Here is a 23,952-nt window from a genome sequence, read left to right as displayed (position 1 = left end):
GACGAAGGAGGCGCCCGCCGACCCCCGGCGGACGCCTCCTCGGGCTCACCCTGGCTGGGTGACGCCGTTGACCTTCAGCGTGTACGGCGCGTACTGCTGGACCTGCTCGGTCGGCTCGTCATAGGCCACGATCGCGACCACCGACGGGAAGACCGCGAACGGCGCGAGCTGCAGCCGGTTGAGGCTGATCGAGCCCTTGCCGTCGAACTGGGCCTGCAGCACCACCGAGTGCCGCTCGTCCAGGCCGACCAGACGCACGTTCCAGTTGCTGACCGGCGTCGGCGAGATCTCGGTCGGGGAGTCGAACGGCTCCAGGCTGGCCCCGTCGCTCACCGCCGTCGCGCCCACCGTGACGTCGTCGATCTTCCAGCCGCCCTCGTTGACCCCGCCGTCGCTGACGTACTGGAAGCCGACGAGGATCTCCTTGCCCGCGTAGGCGGACAGGCTGTAGGTGTGCGGCTGGAACCCGGTGGTGGTGCCGTTGACGGCCGGGCCGAGCGGGCCGGCCACCGTCTTGTCACCGGGGATCGCGGTGTAGGTCTTGCCGCCGTCCGCGGAGACGATCACGTAGCCGTAGTCGAAGCCGGACTCCGCGCCGTACTTGGCGAGGAAGCGCAGCGTCGGGTCGGCGGCCGGGACCGTCACCTTGGTCACCGCGGCGACGTTGAGGTTGCTGGCGTTGCCCGACCACAGCACCGGGTTGCCCGCGCGGTCGGGGTCGTCGGAGACGACGGTCCAGGCCAGCGGGATCGGCGGCAGCGTCTTGGCGCCCTGGAAGGACAGCGAGGTCGGCGCCGCGCCGCCCGGCTTGCGGATCTGCACGTAGTCGGCGCCGTTCGGGGCCGCCCCCGGAGTGTTGTACGCGGCCGGGTTGGCGAGGTTGACCGTGGAGTTCAGGCTCGCGGTCGTCACCCGCTTCTTCGGCACGCCCAGCACCACGCCGCGGCTGCCGACGACCTTGTCCACCAGCACCATCGTCTGGTAGTCGTGCAGCACCTGATACAGGTCCGTGCTGCCGAGCGCCGCCTTGACGCTGGCCAGGCCCTGCAGGGAGCCGTCACGGTGCAGCTTGGACAGGAAGTCCGCGCCGTACCGGTCGTACAGGAACAACATGAACGAGTAGGCGTTGCCGTAGTCGGCCAGCACCGCGTCCGGGTTGCCGCCGTCGCCCCACAGGTTGAGCGAGTTCTGCGGGCCGCCGCAGTTGCGCGGGTTCGGGTTGTACGGCGTCTGGACGATGCCGAAGCCCTGGAAGCAGTTGATGTGGTTGTCGAAGCCCTTCTCGAACACCGTCGCCTTGGGGTTGCCGTAACCCGTCACCGAGATCGCGAAGTCCGACAGGCCCTCGTTCATCCAGGTGGTCTCGAGCGGGTCGGTGTAGTAGTGCAGCAGGTGCTGCCACTCGTGGGCGAAGACGCCCTCGTACTGGAAGGGCCGGGCCGAGCGCGAGGTGCACACGTCGGAGGTCGGGTTGTCCGGCGGGTTCGCGCCCGTCCTGTGCAGCCAGTCGAACGCGTCGATCGTCATCACGTTGCGGTCGAGCAGCTCGTTGTACTGGGAGGAGAAGAAGCCCGCGATGTACGTGGTCGCGGCCGGGAAGGTGTAGTAGTTGTCGTCCCGGACGTTGTCGATCAGCGTCACCGTGCGGTCGCCGGCGCCGGTGTAGACGCCGCCGTTGCCGTTGGCGTCGGGGCCGAGCACGGCGTTCGTGCCGTCCCGGTCCGGCGGCGTGCTGAAGGTCGCGGTCTCCTTCGGGAACATGTTCGTGTCGAACTGCTGCACCAGGTTCGTGACCTGGGCGTCGGTGATCTCCGTCGTCCCGGGCACCTGCATCCGGCAGTCGCCGGCCGGGAAGGCCAGGTCGTTGGCGACCCAGACCTCGATCTTGTCGCCGACGCCGCGCAGCGTGTAGTCCTTGCGGTACAGGCGGCCGTTGTAGTCGTCCGTGGCCAGCCACTGCCGTACGGTGCCGACCGGCGGCGTCTCGGCGGCGGCCTTGGTCTTGGCCGTGGTGCGGGCCTCGTACTTCGCGGGGACCTTGACGGGCTTGCCGTCGAGGGTGAAGTCCTTGCGGGTGAGCTCCTTGACGTCGCTCGGCGGCGCGGCCGCCTGCGGGGACTCGGCCGACGCGGGTATCGCGGTCAGCGTGGGCAGTAAGAGAAGTGCGGCAGCGATTCCGATGATTCGGGTGCGCGCCATTGAACCCCCTAGGTATGGGTGTTGCCCGGATGGAACAGGGGTGACATCCGGTAATTACCGGAACCGAATTGGCGCGCGCAATGGGGGCATTTGCCAACAAAATGCGGTGGAATTGGCGATCAAACCAGAACGGCCAGCCGCCGGTACGACTCCAGCCGCCGCTCCAGGTCGTAGGTGTTCATCGTGACCAGCACCTCGTCGGCGCCGGTGGCCTCCACCAGTGAGCCCAGCGCGACCGCCACCTCCGGCGCGGTGCCGTGGATCTGCCCCTTCAGCGCCTCCGCCAGCAGCGCCCGCTCCCGCCCGGTCAGCTCCAGCCGGGCGATCTCCTCGGCCGGCACCAGCGGCGGGAACGCGCCGCTGGTGCGCGAGCGCGCCGTGGACCACGCCTCCGGCAGCTGGAGCTGCGCCGCCTCCTCGCGCGTCGCCCCGACCGCGACGCTGACCGCCGCCATCACGTACGGCCGCGCCGCCCACTCCGAGGGCCGGAACCCCGCCCGGTAGCGCGCCGCCGCCTCCACCGCCCGCGGCCCGGCCCCGATCACCATGGGCAGCCCGAGCTCCGCCGCCAGATCCGCCCCCGACCCCATGGCCAGCACGAACACCTGCGGACGCAGCCCCTCGGCCGGGACGGCGTGCACGCCCGGATGCGCCCGCTGCCCGCCGGTGAAGTACCCCAGCAACTCGCCGACCTGGTCGCCGAACCCGTCCGCGGCCTCCTTGCCGTGCCCGAGCGCCCGCCGGACGCCGCCCGTGAACCCCACCGAACGCCCGAGCCCCATGTCGATCCGCCCGGGGTGGAGCGACTCCAGCACGCCGAACTGCTCGGCCACCACCAGCGGCCGGTGGTTGGGCAGCATCACACCGCCGGTGCCCACCCGGATCCGCCCGGTCGCCGCCGCGACGGCCGCGGCCAGCACGGTCGGCGCCGCCCCCGCCACGCCGGGCACGCTGTGGTGCTCGGCCACCCAGAACCGGTGGTAGCCCAGCTCCTCGGCCTGCCGGGCGAACGCGACGGTGTCCCGCAGCGCGGTGGCCGCGTCGGAGCCCCGGCGCAGGAGCGAACGGTCGAGAATCGAGTAGAGGGTCACGCCTGCGTGCAACGCCGCACGCCCCGGGATCAATCCAGCGGGTCCCACGGGACGGCGTCGTAGCAGGAGAGCAGCCGGGCCAGCGCCGGGCCGTCCTGCCGCAGCGGGACGCCGTCGACCTCGCCGACCGGGACCACGCCGTGGGAGTTGCACAGGAACACCAGGTCGAAGCCCGGCAGGTCGGCGACCTGCAGCGGGCGGCGCTCCTGGGGCACGTCGACGCCTTCCAGCAGGCCCATGGCGGTGCCGTGCAGCATCGGCGCGTCCGGCCACACCAGGCGCCCGCCGGACCAGCAGCCGACGTTCGTGATCGCGCCCTCGCTGATCACGCCGTCGGCGGTGGTCAGCAGCGCCTCGTCGAAGCCCAGGGGCGCGACGGTCCGCCGCAGGTGCGCCTGGGCGAACCCGGCCGCCTTCTTGACGTGCGGCAGGTAACGCTGGTAGACGACCGCCGTGACGCGCTGCGGGCGGGCGGAGACCTCGGTGGGCGGGGCGGCCGTGGCCACGACGCGCGGGCGGCCGTCGTGCTCGACGACGTAGACCCGCACGCCCGCGTCGCGCAGGTCGTCGCCGAGCACGGCCCGGATCGAGCCGAGCACCGCCGCCGGGTCGAGCCGGGCGCCGAACAGCTCCAGGTTGGCCGCCGCCAGCCGCTCCAGGTGCAGGGCCAGGCCGCGGGTGCGCCGGTCTCTGACCTGCATGGCGGTGAAGTGCCCGTAGCGGGCCTCCAGCGCGAAGCGCGCGTCGGCGTCCACCGGCCTGCCCTCGACCACCGCTCGTACGATCATGCGTCCAGCATGTCCTGTCCGCCGGACCCCGCGCGCATGATCGTGAAGGGCGCCAGCTCGCCGAGCCCGCGCACTGACAGCCGGTCGACCGCGCGCAGCAGGAAGGCCCGGTCGCCCTCCAGCTCCTCGGCCATCTCGGGGTCGGCCAGGATCGTTCCCGGCAGGGAGAGCGCGGTGAGCCGGCTGGCCAGGTTGACGGTGGTGCCGAACACGTCGCCCATGCGCCAGATCACCGGCCCGGCGGCCAGGCCCACCCGCAGCTCGGGCATGTCCCGGCCGCGGTGGGTCTCCACCAGGCGCAGCGCGATCTCGGCCGCCACGTGCGACTTGTCGGCCACGAACAGCACCGAGTCGCCGAGCGTCTTGACCACCCGCCCGCCCGAGGACGTCACGACGTCGGCCGAGCGGCCCTCGAACCTGTCGACCAGCCGGGCCAGCTCGGTCGCCGTGATCTGCCGGCTGAGCCGGGTGAAGGCCACCAGGTCGGCGAACCCCACCGCCATGCGCACGGCGCTCATGTCCTGGTCGGCCAGCCGGCCGGCGGCGGCGGCGAGCTGCCGCTGCCAGGCGTAGACCAGCAGCCGCGCCAGGTCGGGCACCACCCGCTCGGCCCGCCGCCGCCAGGCCCGCGGGCGTTCGGCCAGCGGCACGCCCGCCTGGTCGAGCGCCTCGGCGCCCAGCTCGGCCTGCGACTCGGCGAGCCGGGCCGTCGCCCGCCCGATCGAGCGGGCCATCAGCAGCATGTGCTCCTCGTCGTAGGCGCCGGAGCTGACCATCGAGAGCATGGTGCGCAGCGCCTCGACGTCGGAGTCGGTGAACTCGACCGCGTCGTCGGCCACGTTGGCGAACCCCAGCGCCCGCCACAACCGGCGCGCCCGGTAGACCGGGACCCCGGCCATGTGGGCCACCTGGTGGCTGGTGTAGCGGCGCGGCGCGCGCAGGAACGCCTCCGCCACCCCGTCCCCGTCCTCGCGTGACACGCGTGCAACATAACACCCTGTGGCGGGCGTCACTCCAGGAGGGCGCGCAGGGCGGGCCGCTCGGCGTCGGGCAGGTGGACGGCGTAGTAGTCGTACATGGACCGGCGCAGCAGACGCGCGGCCGAGGCCCCGTCGCCGGCGCGCACGGCGGCCAGCACCTCCTCGTGGTGCCGGATGCTGCGCCGCATCAGCGACTCGCGGTCGGGCGCGTCGGCGATCTTCCCGGCGATCAGCCCCAGCACGACCGAGCGGACCACGTCGGTGCAGACCTGGATCAGCGTGTTGCCGCTGGCCGCCACGACGACGTCGTGGAAGGCCACGTCGGCGGCGCTGAAGGCGTCGTGGTCGGACGCGGCGGCGGAGGCGGAGGCGGTGGCGGCGGGCGCGGCGGCGCGCAGGGCGGCGCGCATGCCGGCGATGGCCGCCTCCATCTCGGCGAGCTGCTCCTCGGTGCGCAGCCGCGCGGCCAGCAGCACGGCCGAGGAGTCGAGCACCATCCTGAACTGCACCAGCTCGGCCAGCGACAGCTCGGCCACTCGCGCCAGCGTGGTCATCGACTTGTGTAAGGCGGCGGGGGAGAACGGCAGCACCTCCGCGCCGTTGGGATCGCCCGGCCGGGACCGCACCAGGCCGCGTGCCTGGAGCACGCGCAGCGCCTCCCGCACCGTGGAGCGCCCGACCGAGAACTGCACCATCAGCTCGCGCTCGCTCGGCAGCCGCGCCCCCGGCCCGAGGGCCCCGCTCTCGATGGCCTCCTCGACCTGTTCCACGACCCGCTCGTAAGCGCGTACGGCCCGCACCGGCTCGAACCGTGCACCCATCGGAAGCCCCCTTGACCCGAGCCGTCACGGACTGGCAATGTGCGTAGCCTACTGGTCAGACCAGTGCACTAGCCAGGAGGCTGTAAGACATGAGGCGAATCGGAATCTGGATCGCCGTGGGCGGTCTCCTGCTGGTCACAGCCGCCTGTGGCGGCGGTTCCGGCTCGGGCGGTTCCGGCACCGCAGGCACCCCCAAGGCCCAGTCCCTTTCCGTGGGGTTCGTGGCCGAGCCGGCCAACCTCGACTTCACCGCCACCGAGGGCGCGGCCATCCCGCAGGCGTTGCTGGTCAACGTCTACGAGGGCCTGGTCAAGCTCGACCAGGACGGCTCGATCAAGCCGCTGCTGGCCGAGAAGTGGTCGGTCTCCGACGACCGGAAGACCTACACCTTCACCCTGCGCAAGGGCGTCACCTTCAGCAGCGGGGCGCCGTTCACGGCCGACGACGTGGTGTTCTCGCTCGACCGGGTCAGGAGCGACTGGAAGCTCAAGATCAAGGCCCAGCTCGACGTCATCGACAAGGTGGCCAAGACCGACGACGCCACCGCCGTCGTCACCCTCAAGCGGCCGAGCAACGGCTTCCTCTACGCCCTGGCCACCCGCCTCGGCGCCATGTTCAGCCGCACCGGCGTGGCCGACCTGGCCAACAAGCCCGTCGGCACCGGGCCGTACACGCTCGGGGCGTGGAAGCGCGGCGAGTCGATCCAGCTCGCCGCCAACCCCTCCTACTGGGGTGCCAAGCCGGCGCTGTCGGCGATCACGCTGAAGTACTTCAAGGACGCCACGGCGATGAACAACGCGCTGCTGACCGGCGGCATCGACGTCATCTCCGCCGTGCAGGCCCCCGAGTCGCTGCAGCAGTTCGCCGATCCGAACCGGTTCCAGACGGTCGAGGGCACCACCAACGGCGAGGTCGTGCTGTCCATGAACAACGCCCGGCCGCCGTTCGACGACGTCAAGGCCCGCCAGGCCGTCCGGTACGCCATCGACCACAAGGCGCTGCTGGACACCGCGTGGGCCGGGCGCGGCCAGCTCATCGGCTCGATGGTGCCGCCCACCGACCCCTGGTACGAGGACCGCACCGGCGACTACCCCTACGACCCCGCCAAGGCCAAGGAACTGCTGGGCGGCAAGGCGCTGACGGTCAAGATGCGCATCCCCAACCTGCCGTACGCGGTGGCGAGCGCGCAGGTCGTGAAGTCGCAGCTGGCCCAGGTGGGCATCACGGCCGACATCGAGCCGCTGGAGTTCCCGGCCCGCTGGCTGGACGTGGTGTTCAAGCAGGGCGACTACGACCTTTCCATCATCAACCACGTCGAGCCCCGCGACATGGGGATTTTTGCCGATAAATCGTATTACTTCCACTATGACAACCCCGAGTTCGGCAAACTCCTCGCCTCCGCCGACGCCGGCACCGAGCAGCAGCAGACCGACGACCTGAAGAAGGCCGCCAAGCTGCTCTCCGCCGACGCCGCCGCCGACTGGCTGTTCCTGTTCCCCAACCTGATCGTGGCGAAGAAGGGCGTCACCGGGCTGCCGAAGAACGCCATCGCGGAGTCCTTCGACTTTACCGGTCTCGCCAAGCAGTGACGCTCTACCTGCTCAAACGGCTGGCGGTGCTGATCGTGAGCGCCGCCGTCGCCGCCGTCGCGGTGTTCGCGTTCATGGCGCTGCTGCCCGGCGACCCGGCCGAGATCGCCCTCGGCGTCAACGCCACCCCCGACGCGGTCGCCGCGCTGCGCCGGCAGTTCGGCACCGACCGCCCGCCGGTCGTGCAGTTCCTCGACTGGATCGGCGGGCTGGCCCACGGCGACTTCGGCGTCTCCTACGTCACCAGCTCGCCCATCGGCCCGCAGATCGGCGAGCGGCTCGGCGTGACGGCCGTGCTGGTGCTCGGCGGCATGGTGCTGGCGCTGGCCGTCGCGGTGCCGCTCGGCACGTTCGCCGCCGTGCACCACCGCAACCCGCTCGGCGCGGCGATCAGCGCGGTCAGCCAGCTCGGCATCGCCGTCCCCGCCTTCCTGGCGGGCATCCTGCTGGTGTTCGTGTTCGCGGTGAAGGCCCAGGCCCTGCCCTCCGGCGGGTACGTCCCGATCGCCGACAGCCCGCAGGAGTGGCTGCGCTCGCTGCTGCTGCCGTGGTTGTCGCTCGGGCTCGTCCAGGGCGCCGTGCTCACCCGCTACGTGCGCAGCGCCGTCCTCGACGTCATGCGCGAGGACTACCTGCGCACCGCCCGCGCCAAGGGCCGCGGCAGCACCGGCGCCCTGTGGCGGCACGGCCTGCGCAACGCCTCGATCCCCGTGGTCACCGTGCTCGGCCTGCAACTGGCCACCCTGCTGGTCGGGGCGGTCGTGGTCGAGCGGGTCTTCGTGCTGCCCGGGCTCGGCGACCTGCTGCTCAACGGCGTCGCCGGGCGCGACCTGCTGCTCGTCCAGGGTGTGGTGATGGTGCTGGTGGCCGCGGTCCTGCTGATCAACTTCGTGGTGGACGTCGCCTACCGCCTGCTCGACCCGAGGCTGCGATGAAGGGCCGCGCGAACGCCGCGCTGCTGACCGGCGGCGCGCTGGTCGGGCTGGTGACGCTGGCCGCGCTGGTCTCGTTCGTCTGGACGCCGCACGACCCGACCCTCGTCGACGCCGCCCGCAAGCTGCGCGACCCCGGCGGCGGCTACCTGCTCGGCGCCGACAAGTTCGGCCGCGACACCCTCAGCCAGCTCATGGTCGGCGCGCGCACCACCCTCTACGTCGGCGTGGTGGCCGTCGGGATCGCCGCCGTCCTCGGCGTGCCGCTCGGCGTGGTGGCCGGGATGACGCCGCGCGGCTGGCTGTCGGAGCTGATCATGCGGGTCAACGACCTGGTGTTCGCCTTCCCCGCGCTGCTGCTGGCCGTCATGCTGGGCGCGGTCTACGGGGCCGGCACGCTCACCGCGATGATCGCGATCGGGGTGGCCACCGTGCCCGCGTTCGCGCGGGTGGCCCGCGCCGCGACGCTCCAGGTCATGGTGACCGACTACATCCTGGCCGCGCGCGCCGCGGGCCGCCGCCGGGGCGCGATCGCCGTGCGGCACGTGCTGCCGAACATCGGGTCCGTGCTGATCGTGCAGGCGTCGGTGTCGTTCGCGATCGCGATCCTGGCCGAGGCGGCGCTGTCGTTCCTCGGGTTCGGCACCCGGCCGCCGACCCCGTCCTGGGGGCGGATGTTGCAGGAGTCGCAGGAGCTGCTGTTCTCCACCCCGCGCCTCGCGCTGTGGCCGGGCCTGGCGATCGCGCTCGCCGTCCTGGGGTTCAACCTGCTCGGCGACGGGCTGCGCGACCAGCTCGATCCGAAGCTCAGGAGGGTCCGTGCTGACGGTTGAGGGGCTTTCCGTACGGGCCGGCGCGGTGGGGCTCGTGCACGACGTGTCGTTCGCGATCGGGCCCGGCGAGCGGGTCGGGCTGATCGGCGAGTCCGGGTCCGGCAAGTCGCTGACCGCGCTGTCGCTCATGGGCCTGCTGCCCGAGGGCGTCACCGCGTCCGGCACGGCCAGGCTCGGGGGACGCGAGCTGCTCGGCGTGCCCGAGAAGCGGCTGAAGGACCTGCGCGGGCGCGCGTTGTCCATGGTCTTCCAGGAGCCGATGACGGCGCTCAACCCGCTCATGCGCGTCGGCGCGCAGGTCGCCGAGGCCATGACCCTGCACGGCGTCCCCCGCGCCGAGGCCGGGCGGCGCGCGCTCGCCCTGCTGGACCGCGTCCGGCTCCCCGAACCCGGGCAGATCGCCCGTGCCTATCCCCACCAGCTCTCCGGCGGCCAGCGGCAGCGCGTCATGCTCGCCATCGCCCTGGCCAACGAGCCGGGGCTGCTCGTCTGCGACGAGCCGACCACCGCGCTCGACGTCACCGTGCAGAAGCAGATGCTGGAGCTGATCGCCGAGGTTGCCCCCGCGCTGCTGTTCATCACCCACGACCTGGCGGTGGTGGCCTCCGTCTGCGAGCGGGTGATCGTCATGTACGGCGGCCGCGTCGTCGAGACCGGGCCCATCCGCGAGGTCTTCACCCGCCCCCGCCACCGTTACACCGAGGGCCTGCTGGCCGCCTCCCGGCTCACTCCGCGCGGCACCAGGCTCCCCACCATCAAGGGCAGCGTGCCGCCCGCGGGCGCCTTCCCCGAGGGCTGCGTGTTCCGCAACCGCTGCCCGCACGCCACCCCGCGGTGCGAGACCCCGCCGGCGCTGACAGGAGACGGCCATGCCCACGCATGCTGGCACCCCGCAGAATGAGCCCTCTGGCGACGCGCTGATCGAGGCGCGCCGTCTCAGCCGCGTCTACCACCGCCCGCGCACCTCGCTCACCAGGCCGGGCGCGCCCGTCCACGCCCTGCGGGAGGTGTCGCTGACCGTCCGCCGCGGCGAGCGGTTCGGCATCGTCGGCGAGTCCGGCTCCGGCAAGTCCACGCTGCTGCGCCTGCTGTGCGGCCTCGACCGGCCCACCGGCGGGTCCGTCGTCTTCGACGGGCGGGAGATCACCGGCCTGCCGGAGCGGCGGCTGCGCTTCCTGCGGGAGAACCTGCAGATCGTCTTCCAGGACCCGATGAGCTCGCTCGACCCGCGCATGCGCGTGCGGGACCTGGTGGCCGAGCCGCTGGTCGCGCTCGGCCTGCCGGTCGGCGGGCGGGTGGCCGAGCTGCTGGCGGAGGTCGGCCTGCCCGCCTCGGCCGCCGACCGCTACCCCCACCAGTTCTCCGGCGGTCAGCGGCAGCGCATCGCCATCGCCCGCGCGCTCGCGCCCCGGCCGAAGGTGCTGGTCGCCGACGAGCCCGTCAGCGCCCTGGACGTGTCCGTCCGCGGCCAGATCCTCAACCTGCTCGCCGACCTGGTGGACGAGCTGGGCCTCACGCTCGTGTTCGTCTCGCACGACCTGTCGGTGGTCCGGCACGTGTGCGAGACCGTGGCCGTCATGAGCGGCGGCGAGATCGTCGAGACCGGCCCGGTGGACGACGTCTGGGCCGCGCCGCGCCACCCGTACACGCGTGACCTGCTGCAGGCCGTACCGACCCTGGAGGGATTGTTGTGATCGAGGTCGACGAGCGGGGAGTCGTGGAGTTCACGCAGGCCCTGGTGCGCATCCCCAGCACCAACGACCCCGCGCGCGGGCGCACCGAGCGGCCCGCCGCCGAGCTGGTCGAGGCCAGGATGCGCGAGTGGGGCTGGGACCCGGTCGTGAGCGAGGCCGCCGCCGGGCGGCCCAACGTCGTCGCGGTGGTCGAGGGCGGCGGCGGCGACGGGCCGACGCTGATGTTCGAGGGCCACACCGATGTCGTGACCGAGGGCGACCTGTCCACCTGGACCGTCGACCCGTTCGGCGGCGAGATCCGCGACGGGCGGCTGTGGGGCCGGGGCAGCGCCGACATGAAGTCCGGCCTGGCCGCCACCCTCTACGCCACCCGCGCGCTCCAGCTCGCCGGCCCGTTCCCCGGCCGGATCAAGGTGTGCGCGCTGGCCGACGAGGAGGGCCTGATGATCGGCGCCCACCACTTCGTCGCCTCCGGGCTGGCCGACGGCGTGGACGGCGCGATCGTCGCCGAGCCCGAGGCCGGGGAGATCTGCGCGGTGGCCAAGGGCGCGCTGCGGCTGCGCGTCGACCTCACCGGCAAGATGGCCCACGGCGCGATGCCGCAGCACGGCCGCAACCCCGTCCAGGCGGTCGGCACGCTGCTGGTCGCCCTGAGCGGCCTCCAGCGGGAGCTTCAGGAACGGCATCCGGCCCACGAGCACCTCGGCGAGGTGTACGTCACCCCGACCGTGGTGCGGGCGGGCAGCGAGGAGCAGGTCAACGTCATCCCCGCCACCGCGTCCGTCTTCGTCGACGTGCGCACGATCCCCGGGCTGGAGCACAAGGTCGTGGCCGACCGGGTGGCCGCCCTCGCCGCGGCCGGGGACGGGATCGAGGCGTCGGTGTCGGTCCTGGTGGACCGGCCGCCGGTGGACGTGCCGGTGACCGACCCGGTGGTGGCCGCGCTGGCGGCGGCCCACCGTACGGTGACGGGGGAGGAGCCGGTCTACGGCGGCGTGCCGGGCTCGACGGACGGGACCGTGCTGACCCACTGGGGCGGCGTCCCCTCGGTCGTGTACGGCCCCGGCGGCAAGTGGATCGCCCACCAGGCGGACGAGTACGTCGAGGTCGCCGAGATCGTCCGGTGCACCCGGGTGTTCGCCGAGGCGGCGCGGCGCTTCCTGCACCGGGACTTCTGATGCTCGCCGAACCCGCCCCCGGCATGCGTCCCGGGCCGACGAACTCGCTGGTGGACGTCGCCGGGCTGCGCGTCGGGCACGCGCACCGGGTGGGCGGCGGCTACCGCACGGGCACGACCGTGGTGCTGGCTCCGCCGGAGGGCGTGGTGGCCGGCGTGGACGTGCGCGGCGCCGCTCCCGGCACCCGCGAGACCGAGTTGCTGGATCCGCGCAACCTGGTCGAGCGCGTGCACGCCGTCGTGCTGTCGGGCGGCAGCGCGTACGGGCTGAGCGCCGCGTGCGGGGTGATGGACGGGCTGGCCGACGCGGGCATCGGCTTCCCGGTGGCGGGCGGCGTGGTGCCCATCGTCCCGGCGGCCGTCATCTACGACCTCGGGCGCGGCGGCGACTTCCGCGCCACCCCCGACGCCGCCCTCGGCGCCGCCGCCTACGCCGCCGCCCGCTACGGTGGCGCGGCCCGGCACGCCACCGCGCCTCCCACGGCCAGCGGGTCCATCGGGGCCGGCGCCGGGGCGATGGCGGGCGGCCTGGCCGGCGGCGTCGGGACGGCCAGCGCCGTCCTGCCCGGCGGCGTCACCGTGGCCGCCCTGGCCGTCGTCAACGCCGCCGGGTCCGTGCTCGACCCAGCGGGCGCCACCCTCGCCGGCGTCCGCTACGGCCTGCCCGGCGAGTTCGGCCACCTGCGCCGCCCGGACCCCGCCGAGGCCGGGGCGTGGCAGCCGGACAAGGTCACCTCGTTCAACACCACCATCGGCGTGGTGGCCACCGACCTCACCCTCACCAAGGCCCAGTGCGGCAAGCTGGCCGGGGTCGCCCACGACGGCCTGGCCAGAGCCATCCGGCCGGCCCACACCATGGTCGACGGCGACACCGTCTTCGGCCTGGCCGCCTGCGCCCGCCCGGCCCCCGGCCCCGACGGGCTCCAGGACGTCCTGGCCGCCGCGGCCGACGTGTTCAGCCGGGCGGTGGCCCACGCCATGCTCGCCGCCACCGGCCGCGAGGACGCGCCCGCGTACCTCGACGTGTTCCCGAGCGTCCTAGGGGGAGACAGATGACCTGGCCGGACGGCCTGCCCATCGGAGACGGATGGGCCGCCACCGAGGACACCACCGAGGTGATCTTCCCCTACGACGGCTCGGTGGTGGCCCGCGCCCCGCTGGGCACCCCCGCCCACGCCGCCCGCGCCCTGGAGGCGGCGCTGGCCGTCGCGCCCGCCATGGCCGCGCTGCCCTCGCACGCCCGCCGCGCCGCGCTCATGGCCGCGCACGACGCGCTCGCCGCCCGCCGCGAGGAGTTCGAGCGGCTGCTGGTCCTGGAGACCGGCAAGCCGCTGGTCGACTGCCGGGTCGAGGTGGCCAGGACGCTGCTCACCCTCGCCACGGCCGCCGAGGAGGTCGCCCGGCTGCACGGCGAGACCGTCCCGCTGGACCTGCTGCCGTCGGGGGAGGGGCTGATCGGGTTCTGGACGCGGCGGCCGATCGGCGTCGTCGTCGGCATCACCGGCTACAACTACCCGCTGCTCCTGGCCGCCCACAAGATCGCCCCGGCGGTCGCGGCCGGCTGCCCGGTGATCGTCAAGCCCGCCCCGGCGACGCCCCTGGCCACGCTCCGGCTGGTGCACCTGCTCCGCGAGGGCGGCCTGCCGCCCGCCGGCGTCCAGCTCGTCACCGGGGACGTCGAGGTCGGCCGCACGCTGGTCGAGGACCGGCGGATCGGCGCGGTCTCCTTCACCGGCTCGGCCGCCGCCGGGCACGCCATCGCCCGCGCCGCCGCCCCCACCAAGGTGCTGCTCGAACTCGGCTCCAACGCCGCCCTCGTGGTCGCCGCCGACGCCGACCTGGCGGCCGCCGCCGACGCCGTCGTGCGCGGCGGCTACTACGCCTCCGGGCAGGCGTGCATCGCCGTGCAGCGGGTGCTGGTGGAGGAGCCCGTACGGGCGGAGTTCCTGGCGCTGCTGGCCGCCCGCGTCAAGGACGTCGCGGTCGGCGACCCGCGCCTGCCCGGGACCCGCGTGGCCCCGCTGATCGACGCCGCCGCCACCGACCGCGTCCTCGCGTGGATCGGCGACTCGGGCGCCGAGGTGGTCGCCGGCGGGGTGCGCGAGGGCCGGGCGATCGCGCCGACCGTGCTGTCCGGCGTGCCCGACGGCGCCGCCGCGTGGGACGAGGAGATCTTCGGCCCGGTGGTGTGCGTCCGCGGGGTGCCGGACCTCGACGCCGCCTTCGAGGCCGTCAACCGTTCCCGGTACGGCCTGCACGCCTCCGTCTACACCCGCTCGCTGGCCACCGCCTTCACCGCGATCGAACGCATCCAGACCGGCGGCGTGGTGGTGAACGAGGTGCCCGGCTTCCGCGCCGACAACATGCCGTACGGCGGCGTCAAGGACTCGGGCAGCGGCCGCGAGGGCCCGCGCTTCGCCATGGAGGAAATGACGGTGACCAGAATGGCGATCATCCGCCCCTGACGGCCGCTGTAGGGTGGCGCCCAAACGGCGAGGAGGCGCGTGCCCTGGCTATTCGGACGGACGTTCCGGTGGTTGTCCCGCGAGCGCGCGGCGGCAGGGCCCTGCCCGCGCTCGCCGCCCTCCTGGCCGTCGCCCTGGCCTGCGCCGGCACGGCCTGGTGGCGGGAGCACGGGCAGGCGCGGGACCGGGAGCGCGTCGCGCTGGCCCACGGGCTCGCGCTGCACGCCGCCGAGCTGCGCGGGGACGATCCGGTCAAGGCGCGCGACCTCGGCCTGGCCGCTGTGGGCGTGCACGCCGACGACCAGACCCGCGCCGGGCTGACCGACACCCTCCTGCTGGGGCGCAGGGACGACCTCCGGCCCCGCGACTCCGGCGGCACCTGGCACGCCGAGCTGAGCGGAGACGGACGCGTCGGCCTGGTCGCCGGGAACGGCAAGGCCGAGGTCTGGGAGCTCGGCTCCGGGAAATCGGTCACGCTGGACGGGCCCGAGGACGCGGCGCCGGCGCTCTCCCACGACGGCCGCACCGCTCTGACCGGCGGCGACGACGGCGCCACGACCGTGTGGGACCTCACCGATCCCGCCCGCCCGGCCCGCCGGGCGACGTTGCCGGGCGTGGCGGCGAAGGGGCCGCTCGACGACGTCCAGGCGGTGGCGGTGAGCCGGGACGGCCGGGTCGCCGCGGTCGCCGACTTCGCCGGGAACCTGCTGGTGTGGGACCTGACCGCACGCGACCACCCGGTCCGGCGCTCGGTCACCGCCGTCCACGACTCCTCGACGGAGGACCTCGACCTCAGCGGCGACGGCAGGACGGCGGTCACCATGACCGGCAGGGGCCCGGTGACGATCTGGAACCTGGCGGACCCGGCGCACCCGGTGAAGGCGGCCGAGCTGACCCCGGCCATCCACACCGGCACGGCCGCCGCCCTGAGCGGCGACGGACGCGTCCTCGTCGTCGCGCGGCGCGACCCGGGGGCCGACTTGCGGAGCCAGGCGGAGGTCTGGACGCTCGGCGACCCGGCCCGCCCGGTCCGGACCGCCGTCATCGGGATGCCTCCGGCGGACATGCTCGACGTGGCCCTCACACCCGACGGCGGGACCGCTCTCCTGGCGGGCTCCAACGGCAACGGATCGCTCTGGGACCTGTCCGTCCCTTCCCGGCCCGTCCGGCTGGCCGGGCTGCGCGGATACCCGTCGGAGGTGCGGGGGGTGGCGTTGGGCGACGGCGCCCGCAGCGCCCTGCTGGCCGCCCCCGAGAGCGCCACCTTCTCCCTGTGGGACCTCCACGACCTGCGGCAGGTGGTCGCCGCCCCCGAGCAGACCCTGTGCGACGACGGCCCCCAGACCTTGAGCAGGGCGGACTGGGACCGCTACGCCGGCGGCGCGGACCCTTCGGACTACGGCGGCGGCGACGGGGACGTGAGCCTCTGCTCCCTCCGATGAGGATAACGGTTTGACCAGATGTCTTTACCTCGCCGCAGCGGTCGCGTTGGATGGCGCGCATGGTGGAGATCACGCGCAGAACGGTGTTCAAGGCGGGTGCGGCAAGCGCTTTCCTCGGCGCGGGCGGCGGCCCGGGGACGGCGGCACTGGCGGCGTCCGGCCTGGTGGGCGGACCGGCCGCCGCGGGAGTGGCCGCCGAAGGGCTGGAGCAGCGGGCCATGGCGATGGACCCGCCGGTGTTCCTGCTGGAGAGCGCCGTCCCGCCGCACTTCGCCGCCGGCCCCGGCTCCACGTTGTCGATCAGCGACCGGGTCGCCGTGTGCGGGACGCGGTCGCTGCGCTGGGAGCACGCCGGCCGCGACGTGATCACCGTGCGGGCGCCGCTGCGGTGGGCGCCCGACCCCTACCGGCTCGGCGACGACCAGGCGTGGCAGGGGCTGGTGGACGCGTTCTGCGTGTGGGTGCACAACGCCGAGCCGGTGGACGACGTGCTGCGGTTCGAGTTCGGCCGGGGTGAGCGCACCGACCTGTGGTTCGAGTTCCGGCTCGGGTTCAGCGGGTGGCGTACCGCCTGGGTGCGGTACGCCTACGACATGCACGGCCGGCCCCACCCCGACATGGACACCCTGCGGATCGTCGCCCCGCGCCGGGCCGGGACCCTGCACCTCGACCAGCTCATGCTCAACGTGCCGCTGCGTCCCGACGCCCCCTGCCGCGACCACCAGCTCCCCGACATCGCCCCCGAGGGCGACGAGTACGACAACCAGCACTGGCAGGCACTGCACCGCTTCGACCGGCTGCTGGCCACCGTCGAGCCCGACCTGTCGCCGCCGTCCGCCGGCGAGCTGGCCTCGCTGCGCGCCCTGCACGCCCGCTACCACGACGAGTACCTGACCGCCCAGGTCAAGCCGGACGTGCCGGGGCTGACCGCGCAGGTCGCCGCCCTGGAGGGCCGCCCCACGCACGCCTACCAGGCCCAGATCTACCCGGCCGAGATCGCCGCCGAGCTCAAGGCGTTCGTGAACCCGGTCACGCTGCGCGCCTGCAGCGATCTGATGAAGACGATCGCCCAGGCCCACCAGGCCGCCCCCGCCGAACGTCCCGCGCTGGCCGCCCTCTACCTGCGCATGGTCGCCCACCTGCGGGAACAGGGCTGGACGAAGGGCAGCTGCCAGGGCACGATCCACCATCTCGGCTACGACGTCCGCGGCCTGTACGACTCCGTCTACCTCATGCGGGACGCCCTGCGCGAGGCGGGGGAGTTGGAGCGGGTACGAGCGGACCTGGAATGGCTGAGCGGACTCGGCCGGATCTTCCGCGGTTTCGGCTTCCGGATGGCCCGGGGCAGCATCATGGACCTCTACAACACCACGGTCCGCGGCATGCTGGCGGCCGTGCTGCTGCGCGACGGCGAGGCGCAGCAGGTGGCGTACCTGCGGGCGCTGCGCGACTGGCTGAACGCCACACTGCTGCCCACCGACGGCATCCAGGACGGCATCAAGGTGGACGGCACCGCCTTCCACCATGTCGGCTTCTTCCCCGACTACGTCCGCGACGGCTTCGCCGGGCTCGCGCCGCTGGTCTACGTCCTGCACGGCGGCTCGTTCGCGATCTCGCCCGAGGCGTCCGGCTGGCTGCGCAAGGCGCTGCTCACGCAGCGGGTCTACGCCAACAAGAACCACTGGCCGATCTCGATCAGCGGCCGCAACCCCAGCGGCGCCACCGCGCTGTCGATCGTCCCGTTCGAGTGGCTTGCCCCGATCGACGATGAGATCGCCGCCGCCTTCCTACGCCTGCTGCCCGGCAACCCGACGCCGCGGCAGAAGGAGCTCGCGGCCCGGCTCGCCGCGCGCGGCATCGCCCCGGAACCGGCTCCGACCGGCGCCTGGGCGCTCAACTACGCGGCGCTGGCCGTGCACCGCCGCGACGAATGGCAGATCACCGTACGCGGGCACAACCGCTACCTGTGGAGCACCGAGATCTACGTCGGCGCCAACTGGTACGGCCGCTACAACACCTACGGCCAGATCCAGGTCCTGCACCGCGGCGACCCCGTCACCAACCAGGACAGCGGCTACGCCCAGCCCGGCTGGGACTGGAACCGCCGCCCCGGCACCACGGTCATCCACAAACCGCTCGACCAGCTCAAAGGCGACCTGACCGGGGCCATCGAGGAGATGCTCCTCACCGACTCCCGTTTCGCCGGAGCCTGCACCATCGACGGACGCAACGCCCTGTTCGCCATGGACCTGCACGGACACCCCAAGTACGACGGCACGCACCGGGCCCGCAAGTCGGTGTTCCTGTTCGACGACCGCGTCGTGGCCCTGGGCACCGGCATCACCAACGACGACACCGCGGACGAGACAGAGACCACCCTCTTCCAGACCCGGCTGCCGGCCAGGACCGCCCCCACCGTGGTGGACGGCGCCGCGGTCACAGCCTTCCCTCACCAGGAGCTCGACGGCGGCCCGCGCTGGCTGCTCGACGACAAGGGCATCGGCTACTACCTGGCGCCCGGGCAGAAAGTGGCCCTGACCCGCTCGGCCCAGACCTCCCGCAACAACGCCACGGAAGAGCCCACCAGCGGAGACTTCGCCACAGCCTGGATCAGGCACGGCACCGCCCCTCGGAACGGGACGTACGAGTACGCGATGGTGGTGAACGCCACGGCCGAGCGCATGGCCGGCTTCGCCGCCGCGATGGGGGACGCGGCGAGCGCCCCTTACCGGGTGCTGCGCGCCGACACGGCGGCCCACGTCGTACGGGACCGGGACACCGGCATCACGGGGTACGCGGTGTTCGAGCGCACCCGCCTGGAAGGTCTGGTACGCGAGGTGGACACGCCTTCGATGCTGCTCGTCCGTACGGAGGGGGAGACGCTGGTGATCGCGGTGTGCGATCCGGACCTGCGCCTTTACGGCGGGATCGACCACGACCAGTACGAGAAGGGCCGCTACGTCGGGCACTACAGCCCGTGGTCGCGGCCCTGGCTGGCCAGTCCCAGCCACCCGCACCGCATGAGGGTGACCCTGGACGGCCGGTGGCGGGCGGACGCCGGCCAGCCGTGCCGGACGAGGATCACCGGGCCGCGCACGGTCCTGGAGTTCGAGACCGTGCACGGACGGCCGGTGCAGGTGCGGCTGAGTCCCGCGACCTGACCCGGGCGGGGGCGGGGGCGCCCCCGCCCGGAGCTCACGCCCGCGACCGCGACGACCACCGTCCCGATCAGACGGTTCACGTCCTGGTCAGCCGGTTCGCGTTCCCGGTCGGACGGTTCATGTCTCCAGTCGGACCGTTCACGCTCCCGGTCGGACGGTTCGCGTCCTGGTCAGACGGCTTGCGTCCCGGTCGCGGGGCGGGATGATGCACGCCCGGTCAGCGGGTGTGCCGGTCGAGCTCCGCGCGGACCTCGCGCAGGTGGTGCCGGACCGCGGGGGCGCCGTCGCGCGCCAGGTCCCGCACCCAGCCGGAGTGACCGTCCCGCAGCTCGCGCCGGATCAGCGTGAGCGTCTGCTCGTGCGCCCCGGCCTCCAGGCGCAGCCACGCCCGGTCGAACCGGTGACCGGAACGGCGGGTGAGCACCGCGTCCAGGTCGTCGCGCTGGGCGGCGCTCGGCGCGTCAGGAAGGCTGACGCGCAGCCGGTGCGCGACCTCGCGCAGCCGGGCGTCGAGCTTGCGGTGGTCACGGATCAGCCGCCAGGCGATCTCGCGCACGTCCTTGTCGTGCGACCTGCGGAGCGCGGCCTTCCCGGCCGCGATCTCGGCGAGATTGCCGCGGTGCGCCTGCCGCAGGTACGCCCGGTCCTGGCCCGAGGCGTGGAACGCCTGGACGGACGGGGCGGCTGCGGCGCCGGGCGCGGCCACCGGCCGGACGGTGGTGGCGGCCTGGGCCGCGGCGGGGGCTGTGGCGGACACGGTCAACGCCAGCACGGCCGCGATTCCCGCGGGTGCTAAGTGGCTCCGTGCTGTTCTCATGAGTCCCTCCCTTCAATGGGACCCGTGCCTGCTGCCCCATCCGGTCGGGAGTATTCGAGCTAATTGGGCGGATCGAAACGGCCGTCCACGGCGGTCCAGCCGCCGTCCACGTACAACACCGAGCCGGTCACGAAGCTCGCCGCGTCGCCGGCCAGGTAGACCACCGCGCCGGCCATCTCGGGCGCGGTGGCCCACCGGCCGAGGGCGCTTTTGGCGGCGTACGCGGCGTACCAGTCGGGGTTGTCCTTGATCTGCCGGGTCAGCGGGGTCTCCACGACGCCGGGCGCGATCGCGTTGACGCGCACGCCGTGCGGGCCGAACTCGGCCGCCGCCGTCCGCAGCAACTGCACCAGCCCCGCCTTCGTGGCCGAGTAGACGCCCTGCCCCGGCTCGGTCACCGACGCCCGGATCGACGCGAACCCGATGATCGACCCGCGCCCCCGCCGCACCATCCCGGCGCCGAAGGCCCGCACCACGTCGAACGAGGCCCGCAGGTTCAGCCCCACCACCCGGTCGAACTCCTCGCCGGAGTAGTCGAGCAGCCGCTTGCGCACGTTCGTCGCCGCCGTGAACACCAGCACGTCGGCCGGCTCCTCCGCGGCGGCCGCCCGGACGGCGTCGGCGTCCAGCACGTCGAGCAGCCGGGCCGTGCCCCCGCACCCGGCGGCGGTCTCCTGCGCGGCGGCCAGGTCCCGGTCCGCGCACACCACGGACGCCCCATGCGCGGCCAGGGCGAACGCCGACTCCCTGCCGATCCCGCTGCCGGCCCCGATCACCACGGCCCGCCGCCCGTCGAGGCGGAACAGCGCGTCATATCCCGTCATGCTGAGAAACACTAGCGACTGGTCAGACCAGTACACCAGGTTCCCCCGCTCACGACCGCCCTCCCCACGACCGCCCTCCCCACGACCGCCCTCCCCACGACCGCCCTGCCCGCGCCGCCCTCCCCGCCCGCGTCGCGCCGCCCGCCCGGCGATCCAGCGCGCGGGGGCGCACGGAACGGCCGGTCGGGCAGGGGGCCGCGCCGGGCCGGGGATCCTGACGCGTGGGGGCGTACGGCCGCAGGCCCGAAACTGTCGGCGGCGCCTGCCAGGATGCGACTCATGACGACCATCGCAGGCTTCTGGGACGCCGCCGCCGACTCCTTCGACGACGAAGCCGACCACGGGCTCCGCGACCCCGAGGTCAGGGCCGCCTGGGCGGCGCGTCTGGCCGAGTGGGTGCCCGCCGGGCCGCTCGACGTGCTCGACCTGGGCTGCGGCACGGGCTCGTTGTCGTTGCTGCTGGCCGTCCAGGGCCATCGTCTGACCGCCGTCGACCTGGCGCCGCGCATGGTCGAACGGGCCCGGGCCAAACTGGCCGCCACCGGCGCCACGGTGCTGACGGGAGACGCGGCCGACCCGCCCGTCGGCGACCGCCGCTTCGACGTCGTGCTGGCCCGCCACCTGCTGTGGACCATCCCCGACCCGGAGGCGGCGCTGGCCCGCTGGGTGTCGCTGCTGCGCCCCGGCGGCCGGCTGGTGCTGGTCGAGGGCCGCTGGCAGACCTCCGGCGGGCAGTCCGACTACGTGCCGGGCGAGCACTTCCCGTGGATGGGCGGCGTCACCGCCGACAACCTGACCACGGCCCTCCGTCCCCTGGTCGGCGACCTTCGGGTGCATCCCCTGCCCGACCCGGCATTGTGGGGCAAGGAGATCACCGACGAGCGCTACGCGGTGGTTGCCACGCTCTGAGAACAGGCCCGGCGGCACCTGGGAGTGCCGGATGTCCGGCTCCGGCTTTCGGCTCCCCGGTCCCGGCTCCCCGGTCCCGGCTCCCCGGTCCCGGCTCCCCGGTCCCGGCTGGAGCCTGACCCGTCGTCGCTGCTGGACGAGCCCCGCCCTGTCAGGGAGCGGCGGTCCCGGCGGTGAGGCGGCCGTACGATGGGCCCTTTCATCGGGGAAAGGGCGGGCACGGTGGTGGGCAGGACGTTCGAGATCGCCGGTGAGCTGCGGGTGCGACGCCTCGGCTACGGCACCGCCCAGCTCACGGGCCCCGGCTACTGGGGCCCGCGCCTCACGCCCGGCGAGGCGGTCGCGCTCCTGCGCCTGGCCGTCGACCGCGGCGTCACGCTCATCGACACCGCCGACAACTACGGCCCGGACATCGCCGAGGAACTGATCGCCCAGGCCCTCCATCCGTACCCGGGCGACCTGGTGCTGGCGACCAAGGGCGGCGTGATCCGCACCGGTCCGGACAAGTGGCACGCCGCCGGACGCCCCGAGGATCTGCGCGCCATGTGCGAGGCGAGCCTGCGCCGCCTGCGCACCGACACCATCGACCTGTACCAGCTCCACCGCATCGATCCCACGGTGCCGCTCGCCGACCAGCTCGGCACACTGGCCGAACTGCGCGAAGAGGGCAAGATCCGGCATATCGGGCTCGACACCGTCACCCTGGACCAGCTCGACGAGGCGCTGACCGTCCTGCGGCCGGCGTCGGTGCAGAACCGGTTCAACGTGCTGGACCGGGAGTCGGAGCCGGTGCTGGCGCGGTGCGAAGAACTGGGCATCGCGTTCCTGCCGTGGTTCCCTCTCGGGAACGGCTCCCTCGCCGCGGGGGCCGGGACGGGGGCGGCGATCGAGCGGGTGGCCGACCGGCACGGCGCGACGTCCGGGCAGGTGGCGCTGGCGTGGCTGCTGCACCGCTCCCCGGTCGTCCTGCCCACGCCCGGCACTGGCTCGGCCGTTCATCTGAAGGAGAACCTGGCCGCCGCCGACCTCACCCTGACCGACGAGGACATGCGGACGCTGGACGCCCTCACGTCCTGATCCGCCACGACCACGAACTCCCGCCCGGCCAGGACCCCTCTGCTCCTTCGTCCTCTCCGACGCCCTCCGCCGCGATGAGCGCGCTACCCGGCGCGCGCTCGGGGCCGCCCTGAACGCGTTCAAATGACGGGAGTAGGGTCGGCAGAGTGAAGACCGTGATTCCCGGAGGAACCGGACAGGTCGGCGAGATTCTCCGCAGGGCGCTGACCTCCGCCGGCCACGAGGTCGTGGTGCTGACCCGCAGGCCGTCCCGGAAGGGCGAGGTCGCCTGGGACGGCGAGACCCTGGGCGCGTGGGCGCACGAGATCGACGGCAGCGACCTCGTGGTCAACCTGGCCGGGCGGAGCGTGAACTGCCGTTACACCCCCGCCAACCTGCGGGCCATGATGGACTCGCGAGTGCGCTCCACCCAAGTCGTGGGACGGGCGATCGCCGCCGCCGCACGTCCGCCCCGGGTCTGGTTGCAGATGAGCACCGCCACGGTCTACGCCCACCGCTTCGACGCCCCCAACGACGAGGCGACCGGTCTGATCGGCGGCGACGAGCCAGGCGTCCCGGGCTACTGGCGCTACAGTGTCGAGATCGCCAAGGCGTGGGAACGGGAGCAGGAGCGGGCCGAGACCCCGCACACGCGCAAGGTCGCCCTGCGCACCGCCATGGTGATGAGCCCCGACCGTGGCGGCGTCTTCGACGTGCTGCTGCGCATGACCCGGCTCGGCCTCGGCGGGCCGCTGGCGGGCGGCGCCCAGTACGTGTCCTGGATCCACGACCGCGACCTCGTCCGCGCGGTCGAGTTCCTGGCCGGGCGGGACGACCTGGACGGACCGGTCAACCTGGCCGCGCCCGGGCCGCTGCCGCAGGCCGCGTTCATGCGGACGCTCCGGTCCGCGTGGGGCGTGCCGGTGGGGCTGCCCGCGACGCGGTGGATGGCCGAACTCGGCGCGTACGCGCTGCGGTCCGACACCGAGTTGCTGCTCAAGAGCCGCCGGGTCGTCCCGGGGCGGCTGCTGGAGGCGGGTTTCGCCTTCGAGTACCCGCAGTGGCGGGAGGCCGCCGACAACCTCGTCCGGAGGGTGCGTCGCGGGAGGTGAGCGCGCCGGACGCCTCGCGGGAGCGGGCGAGGATCCTTGCGCGAATATCGTAAGGTGCCTTA

Annotated in this window: 20 protein-coding genes; 13 read left to right on the top strand and 7 right to left on the bottom strand. The window is 73.6% G+C overall.

Translation table 11 applies throughout. The features are described 5' to 3' along the window. Positions 1-45: 45 nt before the first annotated feature. The 5 genes from AB0J46_RS30215 to AB0J46_RS30195 form a co-directional block, all read right to left on the bottom strand. Positions 46-2,199, bottom strand: coding sequence for a choice-of-anchor J domain-containing protein (locus tag AB0J46_RS30215; protein ID WP_364337623.1), 2,154 nt, complete (start codon positions 2,197-2,199; stop codon positions 46-48). A 119-nt stretch (positions 2,200-2,318) separates the two neighbouring features. Then, complete coding sequence (locus tag AB0J46_RS30210; RefSeq protein ID WP_364337622.1) at positions 2,319-3,290, bottom strand: LLM class flavin-dependent oxidoreductase; 972 nt, start codon at positions 3,288-3,290, stop codon at positions 2,319-2,321. Between the two features lie 29 nt (positions 3,291-3,319). Continuing rightward, positions 3,320-4,078 (bottom strand): aminotransferase class IV, encoded by a 759-nt coding sequence (locus tag AB0J46_RS30205; protein WP_364337621.1) that lies wholly within the window; start codon positions 4,076-4,078, stop codon positions 3,320-3,322. Then, the gene (locus tag AB0J46_RS30200; RefSeq protein WP_364337620.1) at positions 4,075-5,058 is read right to left on the bottom strand and encodes an adenylate/guanylate cyclase domain-containing protein; all 984 of its coding nucleotides are present in this window, start codon (positions 5,056-5,058) and stop codon (positions 4,075-4,077) included. Before AB0J46_RS30200 ends, AB0J46_RS30205 begins: the two co-directional genes overlap by 4 nt. 29 nt (positions 5,059-5,087) lie before the next feature. After that, positions 5,088-5,879, bottom strand: a complete 792-nt coding sequence (locus AB0J46_RS30195) for a GntR family transcriptional regulator (protein ID WP_364337619.1) — start codon at positions 5,877-5,879, stop codon at positions 5,088-5,090. A gap of 89 nt (positions 5,880-5,968) precedes the next feature. On the opposite strand from AB0J46_RS30195, the gene AB0J46_RS30190 reads away from it, so the two are divergent. From AB0J46_RS30190 to AB0J46_RS30145, 10 genes are all read left to right on the top strand, one after another. Continuing rightward, complete coding sequence (locus AB0J46_RS30190) at positions 5,969-7,468, top strand: ABC transporter substrate-binding protein (RefSeq protein WP_364337618.1); 1,500 nt, start codon at positions 5,969-5,971, stop codon at positions 7,466-7,468. After that, complete coding sequence (locus tag AB0J46_RS30185) at positions 7,465-8,403, top strand: ABC transporter permease (RefSeq protein ID WP_364337617.1); 939 nt, start codon at positions 7,465-7,467, stop codon at positions 8,401-8,403. The genes AB0J46_RS30190 and AB0J46_RS30185 overlap by 4 nt, the downstream gene beginning before the upstream one ends. Beyond that, positions 8,400-9,233: an ABC transporter permease gene (locus AB0J46_RS30180; RefSeq protein ID WP_364337616.1), complete on the top strand. Its 834-nt coding sequence runs from the start codon at positions 8,400-8,402 to the stop codon at positions 9,231-9,233. The genes AB0J46_RS30185 and AB0J46_RS30180 overlap by 4 nt, the downstream gene beginning before the upstream one ends. Further along, a complete protein-coding gene (locus tag AB0J46_RS30175; protein WP_364337615.1) occupies positions 9,220-10,134 on the top strand; it encodes an ABC transporter ATP-binding protein in 915 nt (304 codons plus the stop codon). Before AB0J46_RS30180 ends, AB0J46_RS30175 begins: the two co-directional genes overlap by 14 nt. Then, the gene (locus AB0J46_RS30170) at positions 10,103-10,927 is read left to right on the top strand and encodes an ATP-binding cassette domain-containing protein (RefSeq protein ID WP_364337614.1); all 825 of its coding nucleotides are present in this window, start codon (positions 10,103-10,105) and stop codon (positions 10,925-10,927) included. The genes AB0J46_RS30175 and AB0J46_RS30170 overlap by 32 nt, the downstream gene beginning before the upstream one ends. Then, entirely contained in the window at positions 10,924-12,105 is a 1,182-nt protein-coding gene (locus AB0J46_RS30165) for a M20 family metallopeptidase (protein ID WP_358286198.1), read from the top strand. Before AB0J46_RS30170 ends, AB0J46_RS30165 begins: the two co-directional genes overlap by 4 nt. Next, on the top strand, positions 12,105-13,160 hold the full coding sequence (locus tag AB0J46_RS30160; protein ID WP_364337613.1) for a P1 family peptidase: 1,056 nt from the start codon (positions 12,105-12,107) through the stop codon (positions 13,158-13,160). Before AB0J46_RS30165 ends, AB0J46_RS30160 begins: the two co-directional genes overlap by 1 nt. Then, positions 13,157-14,569, top strand: coding sequence for an aldehyde dehydrogenase family protein (locus AB0J46_RS30155; RefSeq protein ID WP_364337612.1), 1,413 nt, complete (start codon positions 13,157-13,159; stop codon positions 14,567-14,569). The genes AB0J46_RS30160 and AB0J46_RS30155 overlap by 4 nt, the downstream gene beginning before the upstream one ends. A gap of 68 nt (positions 14,570-14,637) precedes the next feature. After that, positions 14,638-16,011, top strand: coding sequence for a WD40 repeat domain-containing protein (locus AB0J46_RS30150; protein ID WP_364337611.1), 1,374 nt, complete (start codon positions 14,638-14,640; stop codon positions 16,009-16,011). A gap of 59 nt (positions 16,012-16,070) precedes the next feature. Continuing rightward, entirely contained in the window at positions 16,071-19,172 is a 3,102-nt protein-coding gene (locus AB0J46_RS30145; RefSeq protein WP_364337610.1) for a chondroitinase family polysaccharide lyase, read from the top strand. Between the two features lie 217 nt (positions 19,173-19,389). Here AB0J46_RS30145 and AB0J46_RS30140 read toward each other — a convergent pair whose 3' ends face one another. Both AB0J46_RS30140 and AB0J46_RS30135 read right to left on the bottom strand, forming a co-directional pair. After that, positions 19,390-19,944, bottom strand: a complete 555-nt coding sequence (locus AB0J46_RS30140; protein WP_364337609.1) for a DUF4142 domain-containing protein — start codon at positions 19,942-19,944, stop codon at positions 19,390-19,392. A 104-nt stretch (positions 19,945-20,048) separates the two neighbouring features. Beyond that, entirely contained in the window at positions 20,049-20,813 is a 765-nt protein-coding gene (locus tag AB0J46_RS30135; RefSeq protein ID WP_364337607.1) for an SDR family NAD(P)-dependent oxidoreductase, read from the bottom strand. Positions 20,814-21,092: 279 nt separating this feature from the next. Between AB0J46_RS30135 and AB0J46_RS30130 the strand changes: the two genes are divergently transcribed. The 3 genes from AB0J46_RS30130 (at position 21,093) to AB0J46_RS30120 (ending at position 23,890) form a co-directional block, all read left to right on the top strand. Beyond that, entirely contained in the window at positions 21,093-21,722 is a 630-nt protein-coding gene (locus tag AB0J46_RS30130; RefSeq protein ID WP_364337606.1) for a class I SAM-dependent methyltransferase, read from the top strand. 189 nt (positions 21,723-21,911) lie between these two features. Continuing rightward, positions 21,912-22,799, top strand: coding sequence for an aldo/keto reductase (locus AB0J46_RS30125; RefSeq protein WP_364337605.1), 888 nt, complete (start codon positions 21,912-21,914; stop codon positions 22,797-22,799). Positions 22,800-22,945: 146 nt separating this feature from the next. Next, on the top strand, positions 22,946-23,890 hold the full coding sequence (locus tag AB0J46_RS30120) for a TIGR01777 family oxidoreductase (RefSeq protein WP_364337604.1): 945 nt from the start codon (positions 22,946-22,948) through the stop codon (positions 23,888-23,890). Positions 23,891-23,952 lie beyond the last annotated feature (62 nt).

This window comes from Nonomuraea sp. NPDC049758, assembly GCF_040674635.1.
Lineage (GTDB): Bacteria > Actinomycetota > Actinomycetes > Streptosporangiales > Streptosporangiaceae > Nonomuraea.
This window is presented reverse-complemented; position numbering and strand designations above follow the sequence as displayed.

Coding starts and splice junctions, on each gene's coding strand:
- AB0J46_RS30130 (WP_364337606.1), top strand. CDS start 21,093: ATGACGACCATCGCAGGCTTCTGGGACGCCGCCGCCGACTCCTTCGAC.
- AB0J46_RS30125 (WP_364337605.1), top strand. CDS start 21,912: ATGGGCCCTTTCATCGGGGAAAGGGCGGGCACGGTGGTGGGCAGGACG.
- AB0J46_RS30135 (WP_364337607.1), bottom strand. CDS start 20,813: ATGACGGGATATGACGCGCTGTTCCGCCTCGACGGGCGGCGGGCCGTG.
- AB0J46_RS30205 (WP_364337621.1), bottom strand. CDS start 4,078: ATGATCGTACGAGCGGTGGTCGAGGGCAGGCCGGTGGACGCCGACGCG.
- AB0J46_RS30160 (WP_364337613.1), top strand. CDS start 12,105: ATGCTCGCCGAACCCGCCCCCGGCATGCGTCCCGGGCCGACGAACTCG.
- AB0J46_RS30180 (WP_364337616.1), top strand. CDS start 8,400: ATGAAGGGCCGCGCGAACGCCGCGCTGCTGACCGGCGGCGCGCTGGTC.
- AB0J46_RS30170 (WP_364337614.1), top strand. CDS start 10,103: ATGCCCACGCATGCTGGCACCCCGCAGAATGAGCCCTCTGGCGACGCG.
- AB0J46_RS30145 (WP_364337610.1), top strand. CDS start 16,071: ATGGTGGAGATCACGCGCAGAACGGTGTTCAAGGCGGGTGCGGCAAGC.
- AB0J46_RS30190 (WP_364337618.1), top strand. CDS start 5,969: ATGAGGCGAATCGGAATCTGGATCGCCGTGGGCGGTCTCCTGCTGGTC.
- AB0J46_RS30155 (WP_364337612.1), top strand. CDS start 13,157: ATGACCTGGCCGGACGGCCTGCCCATCGGAGACGGATGGGCCGCCACC.
- AB0J46_RS30215 (WP_364337623.1), bottom strand. CDS start 2,199: ATGGCGCGCACCCGAATCATCGGAATCGCTGCCGCACTTCTCTTACTG.
- AB0J46_RS30195 (WP_364337619.1), bottom strand. CDS start 5,879: ATGGGTGCACGGTTCGAGCCGGTGCGGGCCGTACGCGCTTACGAGCGG.